The sequence below is a fragment of the Campylobacter sp. IFREMER_LSEM_CL908 genome, assembly GCF_025771545.1.
Classification (GTDB): Bacteria; Campylobacterota; Campylobacteria; order Campylobacterales; family Campylobacteraceae; genus Campylobacter_D; species Campylobacter_D lari_D.
In genome coordinates this window covers 24,370-40,276 of sequence record NZ_JAKMQK010000011.1, presented here as the reverse complement: position 1 = coordinate 40,276, position 15,907 = coordinate 24,370, and the positions used below count along the sequence as shown (strand labels likewise).

The window sequence follows — 15,907 nt, the reverse complement described above, 5'->3', positions numbered from 1 at the left end:
AATTTTTATTTATAAATTTGCTATAGCATAAGTACTATAAAGGAGTAAAATGTTAAAAAGGATTTTATTATTAGCAATATTTTTTAATTTTACTTTTGCTTTTGATACAAAAATTTTTATAGGTGATACTTATATACCTGAAAATTTTTATAAATATGATAAAGATTTTAAAATCGCGGCTAGAAAGTATAACATACCCATGGCATTACTTAAAGCCATAGCTTTGACAGAGAATGCAGCTTATGAACATAATATCATTGGTAGAAATAAAAATCAAACAAGAGATTATGGTTTAATGCAAATTAATAGCATTCATTTAAAGCGTTATGGTGTTAGCGAAAAAGAGATTGTAAAAGTTAGTGCAAATATAGACATAGCAGCAAGATTACTTTATGAAATTATACAACGATACGGGTTTAATTGGAATGCTATTGGAAGATATCATTCAGCAAATGATAAATATAAAAATATTTGGCTTGATAAAGTAATGAAAAATTTAGTTGCTATAGTTTTAAAAGATAGTAAAGATCTTTTTGTAATGGAAAAATTTAGAGTTTTTAAATTAGTTTCGCTTTTGATAAATGTTGATAAAGAACAATATAGAATTTTATTAGCAAGCAATAATTAAAACAAGAATTATAAATTTTCTTGTTTTAAAGCCTCTGCTTGATAATAAGCGATTAATGGCTCGATGATTTCATCAAAAAGTCCACCTTCTAAAATCGCATCAAGTCTATATAAAGTAAGATTTATTCTATGATCACTAATTCTATTTTGAGGGAAATTATAAGTGCGTATGCGTTCGCTTCTATCACCACTTCCAACTTGTGATTTTCTTGCCTCGCTTTCTTTAGCTAAGCGTTCTTGTTCTTGCATTTCAAAAAGTCTTGCCTTTAAGACTTTCATGGCACTTTCTTTGTTTTTATGTTGGCTTTTGCCATCTTGATTTACTACAACTATACCTGTTGGAATGTGAGTGATTCTTACAGCACTATCTGTGGTATTTACGCTTTGACCACCATGACCGCTACTACGCATTACATCGATTTTTAAATCATTTGGATTGATTTGAATTTCAACATCATCAACTTCAGGCATAATAGCCACTGTAATAGCTGAAGTATGAACTCTACCTTGAGATTCTGTTTCAGGTACTCTTTGAACTCTATGTGTGCCACCTTCGTATTTTAGCCTTGAATAAGCTCCATTTCCTTTGATAAGAATGATGATTTCTTTAAATCCACCTACGCTACCTTCACTTGAACTTACAATTTCATATTTGTAATCACGATTTTCAGCATAGCGTATATAAGCTTTTACTAAATCCCCAACAAATAAAGAAGCTTCATCACCACCTGTGCCTGCACGAATTTCTAAAAAGATATTCTTATCATCGTTTGGATCTTTAGGTAATAAGAGAATTTTTAATTTTTCTTCAAGTTGTGGCTTTAAAACTTCGAGATTTTTAAGTTCTTCTTTTGCAAGTTCACCTAGTTCAGGATCAGATAAAAGAAGTTTATTTTCTTCTATATCATCTAAGGTTTTGAGATATTCTTTTGCTTTTTCTACTATGGGTTCTAAATTTTTTTGCTCTTTAGATAGAGCTGTCATTTTAGAAATATCATTAGAGATATTAACATCACTAAGAAGAGTATTTAACTCATCAAAGCGTGCTAAAAAAGGTTTGAGTTTATCAGCTAACATTAATTATGCTAATTTGTTTACCAATAATGCTAATCTGCTAACACGGCGTGATGCAGTTTGTTTTTTCAAAAATCCGCGACTTACCATAGCGTGAATGCTTTTATTAGCTACTTTTAATGCATTTTGTGCAGCTTCTTTATCGTTATTTGCCGCTGCTTCACGAACCGCTTTTGTAATGTTTTTTAATCTTGTTCTATAAAATCTATTTCTTTCAGTTCTTTTGATAGTTTGTCTTGCTCTTTTTTCAGCAGATTTATGGTTTGCCATAATTTTCCTTTTTTATATAAATTAAATTGCTAATTATACAAAATTAAAATTAAATTTTAATTAATTTAAGTATTTTTAAAGTATTAATTTTAATACCTAATATCATTTATTTTTAAAAAATCGCGCAGTTTTTCATACTCACCATTTTCCAAATAACGATATTTGCCAGCTTTTAACATACCAAGATCTAATGCTCCAAATGCCACTCTTTTAAGATCCATCACTTCTAAATCAAAATGTCCAAAAAAGCGTCTTAGCTCCCTATTTTTACCTTCATTAATGATTACTTTTAGTTTCGTATAGCCTCCGCTTGAGCCAAAAATTTCAAAGCCTAAAAATGGAGCAAAACTCATTGAGGTTATTTTAGTTTTGGCGTGAGCCCCTTTTTTTTCATTTTGAATTTCTAAGCCATTTTGCATAGCTTCGATGACATTTTTATCTATATTACCTTTTACTTTTAAGTAATATTCTCTTTCTAAATCACTATGCATAAGTGCATCTGCTATTACAGGTGAATCAGTTAGTAAAAGTAATCCCTCACTTGCAAAGTCAAGCCTTCCTACGCTAAGCCAAGTGCTAAACTGTTTTGGTAAAGTATGATAGATGGTTTTTCTACCTCTATCATCTTTTTTGCCAACTATTTCGCCTTTTTGCTTGTGATAAATGATGACTGAAAATTGTGTTTTTTTATGGAGTTTTTTACCATTGATAAAAACTTTATCTTCAGTATTTACACTATCATTTAGCAAGGCTGTTTTTTTATTGATTTTTACTAAGCCTTGCTTGATTAGCTCATCAGCCTCACGGCGAGAATATTTGCTATTGTGTGAGATGAATTTATTAATTCTCATAATTTTACTTTACATCACAAAAATAGTTGGTACTATGGTTGGATATTTTTTGATTTTTCTAAAAATATGCTTTCTTAGTACTTGTCTAATTTGAGCTTCTAAAACTTTTGGATTATCTAAAATTTCATCTTTTACATTTGGGAAAAATTGACTTAAAACATCACTCATTTCTTTTGAGAATGCTCCATCTTGTTTATCAGCTACCAAGCCATAACTAAATACTCTTGGTTTATTAATTAGTGTTTTACTTGCTTTATCAAGCTGGGCGATGATGACAACTATACCGCTATCTGCTAGTTTTTGTCTATCAATTACCACATCATCTGCGATTTGTTTGTTGATTTGATTATCCACAAAGACTTTTCCTGTTTTAACTGTTTTTACACGTTTGATGTATTTTTGACAAAGCTCTACTTGATCCCCATCACTCATTAAGTAGATGTTTCTTTCAGGTATACCACATTTTAGAGCAGTTTCTTTGTGTTTATTGATATGATTATACTCTCCATGCACTGGTAAGAAAAATTTAGGTTTTACTAAAGTTAGCATGAGTTTTTGTTCTTCTATACTAGCATGTCCGCTTACATGAATTTCACTAAATTCTTGATAAGCTACTTTAGCTCCTGCTTTTAAAAGAAAATCAAGTACAGCAGAAACATTTGCTTCATTACCTGGTATTGCTTTAGCTGAAATGATAACTTGATCGCTAGGTTTGATTTTGATAAATTTATGCTCATCAGTTGCCATTCTATATAAAGCACTCATGGTCTCGCCTTGACTTCCTGTAGTGACAATTAGTACTTCGTTGTCTTTGTATTTGCTTACTTCATCAGCGTCAATGAAAATTTTCCTATCAAGTTTGATATAGCCAAGTTCCATAGTAGTATAGAGATTTCTTTCCATAGAACGCCCTATAACACACACTTTTCTGCCGTATTTTAAACCATAACTAATAGCTTGATATACGCGGTGGATATTAGAGCTAAAGGTGCTCATGATTACCCTGCCTTTAGTTTTGGCAAAAATTTGATCAAAAGTAGGTCCTACGGAGCTTTCACTTTTTGTATAACCTTCTTTATATGAGTTTGTACTATCACTTAAAAGACAAAGTACGCCTTCTTCGCCATATTGAGCTAAACGACTTAAATCTGTTGGATAGCCATCAATTGGTGTTTGATCTATTTTAAAATCGCCAGTGTGTATGATGGTTCCTGCTTTAGTTTTAATAGCCAAAGCACAAGCATCGATGATAGAGTGGGTTATGTGAATCCATTCTAAATTAAATTCACCTATTTCATAAATTTGTCTTTTTGTTATAGGTCTAAACCATTTACGCTCAGCCTTTAAACCATGCTCTTCAAATTTATTTGAAATCATACCTAGTGCTAAAGGTGTTGCGTAGATAGGAAATTGAAATTCTTTGAAAAAATATGGCACAGCACCGATGTGATCTTCATGAGCATGAGTGATGATGATAGCGCGAATTTTGTTTTTAATCTTTCTTACATAGTCAAAATCAGGTATGATAATATCTACTCCATGCATGGTTCCATCTGGAAAACTCATACCTATATCAACGATAATTGCATCGTTGTTGGTTTCAAAAACAGTGATATTTCCACCGATTTCCCCAAGCCCACCCAAAGGTGTAATACGAATTTTATGTTCGCTTGAGTTGTTGTGTTTTAAAGGGTGAAGTCTTAGCTCGTGCATGATTTTATTAGCTTCTATACTTTTGGCAAGTTCTATTTGCCATTCTTCATTACCGCTTAATTTAGATGGTAAATTTCTATTTTTTTTCTTTTTCTTTTTTTCTTCGCTAGCTTCAGTTTGAGCATTTTCTACTTTTGTTTCATTTTTAATTTCACTATTTTGCTCTTGATTTTGTGAATCTTTTTTTCTTTTGTTTCTAAATTTATTAAATCTTTTAGTTTTATTTTGTTCTTGAGTTTTGTTTTCTTCGCTCATAGTCATCCTTTAAATAGTCATAAATTTTAAGGTATGAATCAACGCTAATTTCATGAGCTCTTGAGGTAGAAGAGATGTTTAGTGCTTCAAATGCTTTTAGAATTTTTTCTTTTTTATTTTTAAAATTAGATAAGAGTTGTTTTCTAGGATTTTGAAAACAAGCTCTAAGAAATTCTTTAAAAGCTTCTATATTTTCACATTTTTGCTGATAATGAGTAGTTTTTATTAACTTCATTACAGCTGAAGTAACTTTTGGTGGAGGATTAAAGCTTTGTGGTTGTATATCAAAAAGCATTTGTCTTTGGCATATTAATGCACAAAGCACCCCTAAGGCCGAAAAATTACTTTCTTTTTCATTCGCACAAAATTTCTGTGCCACTTCTTTTTGCACCATTACTATAAGCCCAAGGCAATTTTGATCTTCTAGGGCTTTTAAAATCAAATTTGTAGCAATATAATATGGTAAATTTGCTACTAAAAAGTACTCTTTATCGCTTAAACTTCCTTGATCAAAAGCATCACTTGCATTTTGATGAATAAGCTCAAAATTTCCACCTTCAATCTCATTTTGAAATTTTTTATTTAAAATAGGAATCAAATCTTTATCAATCTCATAAGCTCTAATATAAGCTTGTGGAATTTTCAAAAGTTCTTGCGTTAAATCACCTAAGCCAGGCCCAATCTCAACTATATTTTTAGTATCTTTGGGTATGGCTTGGATGATTTTATCTACCACGCTTTTATCACATAAAAAATTTTGCCCAAAATGTTTTTTTGCTTTTATCATAAATTTATTTTATCTAAAAAATATTAATTATAGCATTATTTTAAGCGCTAATTAGATAAAATTTGAATTATTTTTTATAAAGGTTAATTTTTGAAAAATCTTATAGTGTGTGCAGGAGGAAATGAGGATTTTAAATTTGCACAAAGTATAGGCATAGGTTTAGTTAATTCTGCTTTTTATCTAGGTAAAATTTTAAGTCAAATAAAAGCAGATAGAGTGATTTTTATAGGTACATGTGGAATTTACCAAGAAGGAAAAATTTTAGACATTTATGAAAGTTCTAATGCTGCAAATTTAGAATACGCAGATTTATTTGATAGTTTTTATACACCTATAGCAAATGAGATTAGATTAAATGTTTCACATGAAACTATGATTAATTCTTCAAATTATATTTGCAAAGATGAAAATATTGCCCAAGAATTTTTTAAAAAAGGCGTACATATAGAAAATATGGAAGCATACGCTGTGCTTTCTTGTGCAAAAATGCAAGGAATAGAAGGAATTTGTTATTTATGTGCTACAAATTTTTGTAATGAATTTGCACATGAAGATTTTTTAAAAAATCATCAAGAAGCAAAAGAATTATTAAAAGATTTTTTATTAGATAAGAAACTTATATAGGAAAAAAATTGAGTGAATTAAAAAATATATTAGATTTTACTAAAGAAGAATTAGAAAATTTAGTCCAACCAAAATTTAGAGCAAAGCAAATTTTTGAATGGTTATATAAAAAATATGCAGACGATTTTTTACAAATGTCATCTTTACCAAAAGACTTTAGAGTGTATTTACAAGAAAATTTTCATTTTTCACCTTTAAAATGTGTGAAAGATGAAAAAAGCAAAGATGGTAGTATTAAATATCTTTTTGAGCTTTTAGATGGTAAAAAAATAGAAGCTGTTTTGCTACCTATGAAAGAAGAGCTTGTAGATGAAAATGGAAAAATCATCAAACATGCAAGATATACTATTTGTGTTTCCTCTCAAGTGGGGTGTAAAAGTGGGTGCAGTTTTTGTCTGACTGCTAAAGGCGGTTTGAAAAGAAATTTGACTGCAGGAGAAATAGTAGGACAAATTTTATGGATTAAAAAACATAACAACATACCTTATGAAAGAAGGGTTAATATAGTCTATATGGGTATGGGAGAGCCTTTGGATAATCTTAAAAATGTTTCTAAGGCAGTTAAAATTTTAGCTGATAATGATGCTTTAGCGATAAGCCCTAGAAGACAAACTATAAGCACAAGTGGTTTGGCAAAACAGATCAAAGAGCTTGGAGAAATGAATTTAGGTGTGCTTTTGGCTATTTCGCTCCATGCTGTAAATGATGAGCTTAGAAGTGAATTAATGCCTATTAATAAAGCTTATAATATAGCAAGCATTATGGAAGCGGTGAGAAATTTTCCTATAGATCAGCGTAAAAGAGTGATGTTTGAATACCTTTTAATCGATGGTATAAATGATAAAATAGAACATGCAAAAGAATTAGTCAAGCTCTTAAATGGTATAAAAGCCAAAGTAAATTTAATACTTTTTAATCCACACGAAGGAAGTTTATATAAAAGACCAAGTGTTGAAAATGCGGTTAAATTTCAAGATTATTTAAGTGCAAAAGGTGTTACTTGTACGATAAGAGAAAGCAAGGGACTTGATATTTCAGCTGCATGCGGACAGCTTAAAGAAAGGCAGAGTAAACAATGACTTTTTTAGATATAGCTCAACTTATTTTTATAAGTATAGTAGTGATCATAGGACTTGGTGGAATTATTTATGTATTAAAAAATGAAGGAAAAAATAATGATAGATAAAAAACAATTGTTAGAAAACCAATTATTCAAAATAGATATATAAGGCCAAATATTTCTTGGTATTTTTCGTATTTAAATGGTAAAAGAGAAATTGCTAGAATTTTTAAAGTTCCTTATGCTGCTTTGATGAAAAAATTTTTATTTGAAAAAATACTTCGAAAAGAGAGTTTTAGAAAGTAAGGTGGATATTCCCTATTTAGAATTAGTTTTAACTACAAGATGTACTTTGCGTTGTGAATCATGTAATAATTTGATGTAGTATTTTTCACCATCAAATCAATATACCTGTACTTTAGAGGGCATTATGGAATCATTAGATCTACTTTTATCTAAAGTAGATTCTATTGCAAGAGTTAGAATTATAGGCGGAGAACCCCTGTTGTTTAAAGATTTACCACAATTGATTGATTATTTAGATGCTCAAAAGAAAATACTAACTTTTTCTTTAGTTACTAATGCAACTATTGATTTTAAAGATGAATTGATGAAAAAGTTAAAAAAATCTAATAAGGTTAGAAAAATTACAATTTCAGACTACAAAAGATCGCCAAATTTAAAAATTCCACTAAAACAAGAAAGCATTCTAAGAAAATTAAAAGAAAATAAAATTCCATTTTCTATGAACTCTAGTGACGAAAATTCTACTTGGAGTGATCCTGAAAAAATTTATAAACGCGGTAGAAGTAAAGAAGATATAATCAAAAATTATCGTAATTGTCAAATGCCATGTGTAAGTTTGATGACATCTGAGGGCTTAGAAAATAAACAATTAGCACCTAAAGGAGCTATTTTTGTTTGTCCTATATCAAGTTCCTTGTCACGCTTAAAAGGACTTGAAGAATTTAATGGTGATTTTTTAAATTTAGAGGATTCTAAAGAAAGATTTTTTGAATTTTATTCTCAAGATTTTTATAAATCTTGTGATTATTGTAGAGATTATGGTGAGCCAGCTAAGCAAATTGCAGTTGCAGTCCAAACTGATAAAGTTTTAAAGTTAGAAAAAGATTAAGGTAGATTTTTCAAAAATTCATCCTTTATGTTTTTTTGAGATTGTATCAAAAATTTTTGATTTTTATATGTAAATTCTAAGCTAAAAGAGTGTAAAAGCAATCTTTTGGCGCCTGTAATTTGAGCTCTTTTTATACCACTCATTTTTCCATCTAATATTTGCTCTATTTGTGTTTTTTCTAAACCATATAAAGGTTCACCTAAAATTTTATGTTTCACATGAAATAAATGTAATCTTATTTGGTGTTGTCTTCCTGTTAGAGGTTTAGCTAAAACTAAACTGGCATCTAAATTTTCAAAATATTCTAAAGTGTAAAATTGCGTTAAGGCTTCTTTACCATTTTCACAAATATGCATTCTAGTTTTTACTGTATCATAGTCTTTAGCTAAATCCATGCTTTTATCTACTATAAATTCTTTTTTAGTTTTTCCTTTTACTAGAGCGAGATAGCTTTTTTGCACTAATCTTTTTTCAAACATAGTTTTTAACTCAATTTGTGCATTTTTATGTTTTGCTATGAGTAAAAGTCCGCTTGTTTCTTTATCTAGTCTATGAGCCACGCAAGTTTTTTCACCCCATAAATGCCAAATTTCATCACAAAGACTATAAGCACAATTGCGCCCATTAGGATGAGTTAGCACTCCACTTGGTTTTTCTACGATGGCAAAATCTTCATTTTCAAAAACTATTTCTAATCCTTTGGGATTGTTTTCATATATGATTAATTCTACTAAACCATTTAAAAATTTATTTTTTTCTTCTACCAAATTTCCATCACAAAATAATCTTTTTTTATCAATGAGTTTTTGTGCTTCACGCATAGAAATTTTCAACTCATCCATAAGTAGTCTAAATGCCTTTTTTCCATTATTTGCTAGTTTCTTTTTTATATATGCCATTTAATAACTTTCTTAGGTAATTTATAATAAAATTCAAGCTATTTTTTCATAAAAAATTATATAAAAAAAGGTCTTGAAAATGGTTGAAAGATATAGTAGAGAAATCATGGCTAAAAAATGGGACATGCAAGCAAAATATGATGCATGGCTAAAAGTAGAATTAGCTGCTGTGAAAGCATGGAATAAACTTGGTCTTATTAAAGACGATGATTGTGAAAAAATTATAAAAAATGCAAAATTTGATATAGCAAGAATAGATGAAATAGAAAAAACTACCAAACATGATGTTATCGCTTTTTTAACTAGTGTAAGTGAAAGCTTAGGTGAGGAAAGTCGTTTTGTACATTATGCAATGACAAGTTCAGATTGTATTGATACTGCAGTTGCTTTGCAGATTAAAGATAGTTTGGAACTAATCTTGCAAGATTTAGATCAAGTTTTAGCAGCGATTAAAACAAGAGCATATGAGCATAAAAATACCTTAATGGTAGGAAGAAGTCATGGAATTCATGGAGAGCCTATAACTTTTGGTTTAGTTTTGGCTATTTGGTATGATTCGCTAGTTCATGCAAAAGATTTAATTATTCATGCAAAAGAAGTGATTAGCTATGGAAAAATCAGCGGTGCTATGGGAAATTTTGCTCATGCTCCACTTGAATTTGAAGAAGAAGTTTGTAAAAATTTAGATCTTAAACCAGCACCAGTTTCAAACCAAGTTATACAAAGAGATCGTTACGCACAAGTTATCTCGGCTTTAGCTATTTTAGCTTCAAGTTGTGAGCAAATTGCTGTTGCTATCCGCCATTTTCAAAGAACAGAAGTATATGAAGCTGAAGAATATTTTTCTCAAGGACAAAAAGGAAGTTCAGCTATGCCTCATAAAAGAAATCCTGTTTTGAGTGAAAATATTACCGGTCTTTGCAGGATGATAAGAGCTTATGTAACACCTGCTTTAGAAAATGTAGCATTGTGGCATGAAAGAGATATATCACATTCTAGTGTAGAAAGATTTGTATTACCTGATGCTTTTATCACGACTGATTTTATGCTTTCAAGATTATGCGGTGTGATAGAAAAGCTTTTGGTATATCCAGAAAATATGATGAAAAATTTAAATTTAACTGGAGGGCTTGTATTTTCTCAAAGAGTATTGCTTGAACTTCCATTTAAAGGTATAAGCAGAGAAGAAGCTTACAAGATTGTTCAAAGAAATGCTATGAAAGTTTGGGCTGATTTACAAAATGGTAAGCCTGCTTTAAATGAAAAAGGTGAGAGTTTGTTTTTATTAGCTTTATTGGCTGATGAGGATTTGAAAAATTCTTTAAGTGAAGCAGATATTAGAAATTGCTTTGATTATAACTACTATACTAAAAATGTAGATAAAATTTTTGAAAGAACTTTTAAATAATAAACTAGGGGTTGTGAGTGAAAGTATTAAAAAGAAATGGAAGAACTGAAGAGTTAGATGTTTCTAAGATTAAAAAATATACTACCGACGCGGTGGCAAATTTAGAAAATGTAAGTCAAAGTGAGCTTGAAGTAGATGCAAAAATTCAATTTCGTGATGGTATAACAACAGAAGAAATCCAACAAACTCTTATAAAAACAGCAGTAGATAAAATAGATATTGATAGGCCTAATTGGACCTTTGTTGCTGCAAGATTGTTTTTGTATGATTTATATAAAAAAGTAAGTGGTTATAATGGGTATAAGCATTTAAGAGAATACCTTGAAAAAGGCGAAAAAGAAGGTAGGATTTTAATCGGCCTAAAAGAAAAATATGATTTAGATGATCTTAATGCTTATATCAAGCCAGAGCGTGATTTGCAGTTTACTTATCTTGGTATAAAAACTTTGTATGATAGGTATTTGATTAAAGATTCTAAAGGTATGCCTATAGAATTACCACAACAAATGTTTATGGCTATTGCGATGTTTTTAGCACAAAATGAATTAGATTCTCAAACTTGGGCTAAAAAATTTTATGATTTGATCTCAACTTTTGAAGTAATGCTTGCAACTCCAACCCTTTCAAATGCAAGAACTACAAGACACCAATTAAGCTCATGTTATATAGGAAGCACACCTGATAATATAGAAGGGATTTTTGATTCCTATCAAGAAATGGCACTCTTATCTAAATTTGGCGGTGGTATAGGCTGGGATTGGTCTAAGGTGCGTGCTATGGGTGGAAGTATAGATGGGCATAAAAACGCAGCAGGCGGGATCATACCATTTTTAAAAATCACTAATGACATAGCCGTTGCTGTTGATCAACTTGGTACTAGAAAAGGGGCGATTGCTGTATATATTGAACCTTGGCATATGGATATTAATGACTTTTTAGATTTGCGTAAAAATTCTGGCGAAGAAAGAAGAAGAGCGCATGAACTTTTCCCTGCTTTGTGGATTAATGATTTATTTATGAAAAGAGTAAGGATAAATGGTAAATGGACGCTTTTTGATCCTGCTGATACTGCAAGTTTATGCGATTTATATGGTGAAGAATTTGAGAAAAAATACGAAGAATTTGAAAAAGATGAAAGCATAGCTAAAGAAATTATAGATGCAAAAGAGCTTTGGAAAAAAATACTTTTATCTTATTTTGAAACAGGTATGCCATTTTTATGTTTTAAAGATAGTGCAAACAAAACAAATCCAAATTCCCACGCAGGGATTATAAGAAGTTCAAATTTATGTACAGAAATTTTTCAAAATACAGATCCAAATTATTATCAAATCAAAATCGTATTTGATGATAAAACAGAGCTTCATTTAGATGAGGATGAAGAGCTTGCAATAGATGGAGGGTATAAAAAGCTTGCTAAGAAAGTTTCTACTTTAGATAGTATTAATGGTAAAAAAGTCTATATAGTAGAAAAATATAAAAACGAAGGAAAAACCGCAGTTTGTAATCTTGCAAGTATAAACTTAAGTAAAATCAACACCAAAGAAGACATCCAAAGAGTAGTGCCAACGGCAATAAGAATGCTTGATAATGTGATTGATTTGAATTTTTATCCCCATGTAAAGGTTAAAAATACCAACTTAAAATCACGCGCTATAGGACTTGGTGTAATGGGTGAAGCGCAAATGCTGGCTGAAGCTCAAATTTATTGGGGTTCTAATGAGCATTTTGAAAAAATTGATCGTATTATGGAGATGATTAGCTATGAGGCGATTTTAGCTAGCTCAAATTTAGCTTTAGAAAAAGGAAACTATCCTGACTTTGAAGGATCAAATTGGAGTAAAGGTATAGTGCCAATTGATGTAGCAAATGAAAATGCTAAAAAACTTACCGCAAGTGAAGGTTTGTTTGATCAAAGCGAGTGTGATTGGGAAAAATTAAGAGAAAAACTAAAAAGAGATGGTATAAGAAATGGTTATTTAATGGCTATAGCACCAACTTCTTCTATCTCGATTTTAGTGGGTACTACTCAAACAATTGAGCCTGTGTATAAAAGAAAATGGTTTGAGCAAAACTTAAGTGGTATGATACCAACTGTGGTGCCAAATTTAAGCGCTAATACTTGGCAGTATTATACTCCTGCTTATGAGCTTGATCAAAAAATCTTAGTAAAAGCAGCAGCGATTCGTGGTAAATGGATTGATCAAGGTCAATCATTAAATATCTTTGTTTCTTTAGATAAAGCAAGCGGTGGATATTTAAATGAAATTTATCAACTTGCTTGGGAATTAGGTGTTAAATCAACTTACTATCTAAGAAGCGAAAGCCCTGATAGTCAAAAAGTAAATGATGATGTGGTTGATAGAACTATAGAATGTGAAGGTTGTCAATAAAAATGGAGAAACAAAATGTATACAAAAAACTCACTACCGGAGCTTACGCTTAGGGGTATAATACTAGGAAGTATTTTAACGATTATTTTTACTGCCTCAAATGTATATTTGGGGCTTAAAGTTGGTCTTACTTTTTCTACTTCTATTCCTGCTGTTGTAATTGCAATGGCTGTTTTAAAAATGTTTAAAGATTCTAATATTTTAGAAAATAATATGGTTCAAACTCAAGTTTCAGCTGCAGGTACGCTCTCGGCTGTGATTTTTGTTATACCAGGTCTTTTTATATGTGGGTATTGGTTTGAATTTCCACTTTGGCTTACCTTTATGCTCTGTCTTTGCGGAGGTGGATTAGGCGTGCTTTTTACTATACCTTTGCGTAGAGCTATGGTAGTAGAGAGTAAATTGGCTTATCCTGAAGGAAGGGCCGCTGCTGAAATTTTAAAAGTGGCCAATAAAGATCAAGCTGATAAAAAAGGAAAGGTGGGCTTAAAAGAAATCACACTTGGTGTAGTATTAGCTTCTATTGTAAGCCTTTTTTCAAGTGGCTTTAAACTACTTTCAAGTGGAAGTAGTTTTGCATTTATTTGGCAAAAAATGACTTTTGGATTTTCTATGGGCTATTCAGTGGCACTTTTGGGTGCTGGATACTTAGTAGGTATAGCTGGAGGTGTTGCATTGCTTGTGGGTATGGTGCTTGCTTGGATGGTTTTTGTGCCATATTTTTCTGCTAAAGAAAGTTTTGATGTAAGCTTAAGTGCGCTTGATATAGCTAATCAAATTTGGGCTCAAAAAGTACGCTTAATAGGTACAGGAGCTATTGCCATAGCAGCATTATGGACTTTAATAGAACTTGCAAAGCCTGTATATGATGGCATGAAAAATATGCTTAAAAAAACCTCATTAAACCTCTCACAAGATCCTAAAGATATGGATTTATCTTTAAAAGCTATGCTAGGTTTATTTGTGCTTATGTGTATAGGTTTGTTTATTTCATTTTATGCTTTTGTGGCCGATTCAAATTTAGCAAGTGGCTATCAAATTCTTTTTGCTTTGGTAGGAACTTTAGTAGCTATTTTTATAGGCTTTTTTGTAGCTTCTGCTTGTGGATATATGGCAGGTTTAGTGGGTTCATCATCTTCTCCTATTTCAGGTATAGGACTAATTGGGATTATGATTTCTTCTTTGATTATTTTACTTTTGGGTTATCAAGTAGATTTATTTAGCGATCCTTTAATGTCTAAATTTGCTATTGCTTTTGCTATATTTACTACCAGTGTTATTTTGGCAACTGCTGCTATTTCTAATGATAATTTACAAGATTTAAAAACTGGTTATTTAGTAGGTGCAACTCCTTGGAAACAACAAGTTTCTTTGATTATAGGTTGTGTGTTTGGAGCTTTAGCTATAGCTCCTGTTTTAAATTTGTTATACCAAGCTTATGGTTTTGTGGGTGCAATGCCAAGAGAAGGAATGGATGAGGCAAATGCACTTGCTGCACCACAAGCAAATTTAATGAGCACTATAGCTCAAGGTATTTTTAACGCCAACATTGATTGGAGTTATATTATAGCAGGAGCTTTTGTGGGTGTTGGCATAATCATTGTAGATCGTTTATTAAGAAAGAAAAATATGTCTTTACCACCTTTAGCTGTGGGTATAGGTATATATTTACCACCTGCTGTTAATATGCCTTTGTTTATAGGTGGATTATTGGCATATTTAATTAAAAAGCGTTTGGATCAAAGATATGCTAAAAATGCTCATAAAAAAGAACTTATTCAAGAGCATGAGCAAAAAGGAACCTTATTTGCCTCTGGTTTGATAGTGGGTGAGAGTATATTTGGAGTATTAATAGCTGGTTTAACTGTGCTTTCTATTAGTAGAGGTGGAGCTGAAGATCCGCTTGCTATTGCAACTTCATTTAAAGATGATGGGATTATAGGTTTTGTAGTATTTATAGCGATTATGCTAATTTTTGCAAGAAGAGTGCTTAAAAAATGAATTTAGATTATTATTATGCTTTGATTTTAGGAATCATTGAGGGTCTGACAGAATTTTTACCTGTTTCGTCTACTGGGCATATGATCTTGGGTGCTGAAATTTTGGGTTTAAATATAGATGATTTTTGGAGAAGTTTTTTTATTATCATTCAGCTTGGTTCTATACTAGCGGTGATTTTTATTTTTAAAGAAAAACTAACTCAAAAACTTGATATTTGGTTAAAACTTGCTGTGGGCTTTTTGCCTGCAGGTGGAGTGGGTTTTATAGCATATAAGTTTTTAAAAGAGATATTTAATGGCTATACCGTGGCTACTATGTTAATCATTGGTGGGATTATTTTTATCATTATAGAACTTAAACATAGAAAAAAAGACTATACAATTCACTCTTTAGATGAGGTAGGTTATAAACAGGCTTTTTTGATAGGTTTAACCCAAGCTCTTGCTATCATACCAGGTACTTCAAGAAGTGGATCAAGTATCATAGGTGGCTTATTGCTCGGACTTGATCGCAAAGTGGCTTCTGAATTTTCGTTTTTGCTTGCAATTCCTACTATGATTATCGCAACAGCTTATAGTATTTATAAAGAACCGCAGGTTTTAAGCAATATGAATAATTTCATTCCTTTAGCCATAGGTTTTGTAACAGCTTTTATAGTGGCTTTTGTGGTAATTAAAATATTTTTAAAATTAATTAGCAAGATAAACTTCATACCTTTTGGAATTTATAGGATAATTTTAGGTTTTGTATTTTTATACCTTTTTATGAGTGGTGCTTTAGATATATCAAGAACGGGTGTTTGAAATATAA

At 31.0% G+C, this 15,907-nt stretch carries 15 protein-coding genes; 9 read left to right on the top strand and 6 right to left on the bottom strand.

From position 1 onward, the window contains the following. The first annotated feature begins 49 nt into the window (after window positions 1-49). The gene (locus tag L8U04_RS05695; protein WP_263709605.1) at window positions 50-628 is read left to right on the top strand and encodes a lytic transglycosylase domain-containing protein; all 579 of its coding nucleotides are present in this window, start codon (window positions 50-52) and stop codon (window positions 626-628) included. Between the two features lie 8 nt (window positions 629-636). Here L8U04_RS05695 and prfA read toward each other — a convergent pair whose 3' ends face one another. From prfA to rsmA, 5 genes are all read right to left on the bottom strand, one after another. Further along, a complete protein-coding gene (gene prfA, locus L8U04_RS05690) occupies window positions 637-1,704 on the bottom strand; it encodes a peptide chain release factor 1 (protein WP_263666489.1) in 1,068 nt (355 codons plus the stop codon). Between the two features lie 3 nt (window positions 1,705-1,707). Continuing rightward, a complete protein-coding gene (gene rpsT, locus L8U04_RS05685; protein WP_039617063.1) occupies window positions 1,708-1,971 on the bottom strand; it encodes a 30S ribosomal protein S20 in 264 nt (87 codons plus the stop codon). An 89-nt stretch (window positions 1,972-2,060) separates the two neighbouring features. Beyond that, the gene (locus L8U04_RS05680; RefSeq protein WP_263709604.1) at window positions 2,061-2,822 is read right to left on the bottom strand and encodes a pseudouridine synthase; all 762 of its coding nucleotides are present in this window, start codon (window positions 2,820-2,822) and stop codon (window positions 2,061-2,063) included. A gap of 9 nt (window positions 2,823-2,831) precedes the next feature. After that, window positions 2,832-4,790 carry a ribonuclease J gene (locus L8U04_RS05675; RefSeq protein WP_263728425.1) on the bottom strand — a complete coding sequence of 653 codons (1,959 nt, stop codon included), beginning with the start codon at window positions 4,788-4,790 and terminating at the stop codon, window positions 2,832-2,834. Beyond that, window positions 4,756-5,577 (bottom strand): 16S rRNA (adenine(1518)-N(6)/adenine(1519)-N(6))-dimethyltransferase RsmA, encoded by an 822-nt coding sequence (gene rsmA / locus L8U04_RS05670; protein WP_263709603.1) that lies wholly within the window; start codon window positions 5,575-5,577, stop codon window positions 4,756-4,758. The genes L8U04_RS05675 and rsmA overlap by 35 nt, the downstream gene beginning before the upstream one ends. Window positions 5,578-5,667: 90 nt before the next feature. On the opposite strand from rsmA, the gene L8U04_RS05665 reads away from it, so the two are divergent. From L8U04_RS05665 to L8U04_RS05650, 4 genes are all read left to right on the top strand, one after another. Further along, window positions 5,668-6,201 carry a purine-nucleoside phosphorylase gene (locus tag L8U04_RS05665; RefSeq protein ID WP_263660411.1) on the top strand — a complete coding sequence of 178 codons (534 nt, stop codon included), beginning with the start codon at window positions 5,668-5,670 and terminating at the stop codon, window positions 6,199-6,201. Between the two features lie 8 nt (window positions 6,202-6,209). Next, window positions 6,210-7,280: a 23S rRNA (adenine(2503)-C(2))-methyltransferase RlmN gene (gene rlmN, locus L8U04_RS05660; RefSeq protein WP_263661401.1), complete on the top strand. Its 1,071-nt coding sequence runs from the start codon at window positions 6,210-6,212 to the stop codon at window positions 7,278-7,280. Next, window positions 7,277-7,387, top strand: a complete 111-nt coding sequence (locus tag L8U04_RS05655; protein WP_087699086.1) for a hypothetical protein — start codon at window positions 7,277-7,279, stop codon at window positions 7,385-7,387. Before rlmN ends, L8U04_RS05655 begins: the two co-directional genes overlap by 4 nt. Before the next feature lie 304 nt (window positions 7,388-7,691). After that, window positions 7,692-8,396: a hypothetical protein gene (locus L8U04_RS05650; protein ID WP_263709602.1), complete on the top strand. Its 705-nt coding sequence runs from the start codon at window positions 7,692-7,694 to the stop codon at window positions 8,394-8,396. Here the strand turns inward: L8U04_RS05650 and L8U04_RS05645 are convergent. After that, window positions 8,393-9,295: an RluA family pseudouridine synthase gene (locus tag L8U04_RS05645; RefSeq protein WP_263709601.1), complete on the bottom strand. Its 903-nt coding sequence runs from the start codon at window positions 9,293-9,295 to the stop codon at window positions 8,393-8,395. The genes L8U04_RS05650 and L8U04_RS05645 overlap by 4 nt on opposite strands. Window positions 9,296-9,374: 79 nt before the next feature. Here L8U04_RS05645 and purB point away from each other — a divergent pair, with 79 nt between their 5' ends. From purB to L8U04_RS05625, 4 genes are read left to right on the top strand one after another with little or no spacing between them, the layout of a single operon-like run. Next, the gene (gene purB / locus L8U04_RS05640; RefSeq protein WP_258107746.1) at window positions 9,375-10,703 is read left to right on the top strand and encodes an adenylosuccinate lyase; all 1,329 of its coding nucleotides are present in this window, start codon (window positions 9,375-9,377) and stop codon (window positions 10,701-10,703) included. Between the two features lie 17 nt (window positions 10,704-10,720). Then, window positions 10,721-13,096, top strand: a complete 2,376-nt coding sequence (locus L8U04_RS05635) for a ribonucleoside-diphosphate reductase subunit alpha (protein WP_263709600.1) — start codon at window positions 10,721-10,723, stop codon at window positions 13,094-13,096. A gap of 15 nt (window positions 13,097-13,111) precedes the next feature. Further along, window positions 13,112-15,097 (top strand): OPT family oligopeptide transporter, encoded by a 1,986-nt coding sequence (locus L8U04_RS05630; RefSeq protein WP_220566972.1) that lies wholly within the window; start codon window positions 13,112-13,114, stop codon window positions 15,095-15,097. Next, the gene (locus tag L8U04_RS05625; RefSeq protein ID WP_220566973.1) at window positions 15,094-15,900 is read left to right on the top strand and encodes an undecaprenyl-diphosphate phosphatase; all 807 of its coding nucleotides are present in this window, start codon (window positions 15,094-15,096) and stop codon (window positions 15,898-15,900) included. The genes L8U04_RS05630 and L8U04_RS05625 overlap by 4 nt, the downstream gene beginning before the upstream one ends. The last annotated feature ends 7 nt before the right edge of the window (window positions 15,901-15,907 follow it).

Excerpts from the sequence above, each read along its gene's own strand:
- L8U04_RS05695 (WP_263709605.1), top strand. The coding sequence starts at position 50 with ATGTTAAAAAGGATTTTATTATTAGCAATATTTTTTAATTTTACTTTT.
- prfA (WP_263666489.1), bottom strand. The coding sequence starts at position 1,704 with ATGTTAGCTGATAAACTCAAACCTTTTTTAGCACGCTTTGATGAGTTA.
- rpsT (WP_039617063.1), bottom strand. The coding sequence starts at position 1,971 with ATGGCAAACCATAAATCTGCTGAAAAAAGAGCAAGACAAACTATCAAA.
- L8U04_RS05680 (WP_263709604.1), bottom strand. The coding sequence starts at position 2,822 with ATGAGAATTAATAAATTCATCTCACACAATAGCAAATATTCTCGCCGT.
- L8U04_RS05675 (WP_263728425.1), bottom strand. The coding sequence starts at position 4,790 with ATGAGCGAAGAAAACAAAACTCAAGAACAAAATAAAACTAAAAGATTT.
- rsmA (WP_263709603.1), bottom strand. The coding sequence starts at position 5,577 with ATGATAAAAGCAAAAAAACATTTTGGGCAAAATTTTTTATGTGATAAA.
- L8U04_RS05655 (WP_087699086.1), top strand. The coding sequence starts at position 7,277 with ATGACTTTTTTAGATATAGCTCAACTTATTTTTATAAGTATAGTAGTG.
- L8U04_RS05650 (WP_263709602.1), top strand. The coding sequence starts at position 7,692 with ATGGAATCATTAGATCTACTTTTATCTAAAGTAGATTCTATTGCAAGA.
- L8U04_RS05645 (WP_263709601.1), bottom strand. The coding sequence starts at position 9,295 with ATGGCATATATAAAAAAGAAACTAGCAAATAATGGAAAAAAGGCATTT.
- purB (WP_258107746.1), top strand. The coding sequence starts at position 9,375 with ATGGTTGAAAGATATAGTAGAGAAATCATGGCTAAAAAATGGGACATG.
- L8U04_RS05630 (WP_220566972.1), top strand. The coding sequence starts at position 13,112 with ATGTATACAAAAAACTCACTACCGGAGCTTACGCTTAGGGGTATAATA.
- L8U04_RS05625 (WP_220566973.1), top strand. The coding sequence starts at position 15,094 with ATGAATTTAGATTATTATTATGCTTTGATTTTAGGAATCATTGAGGGT.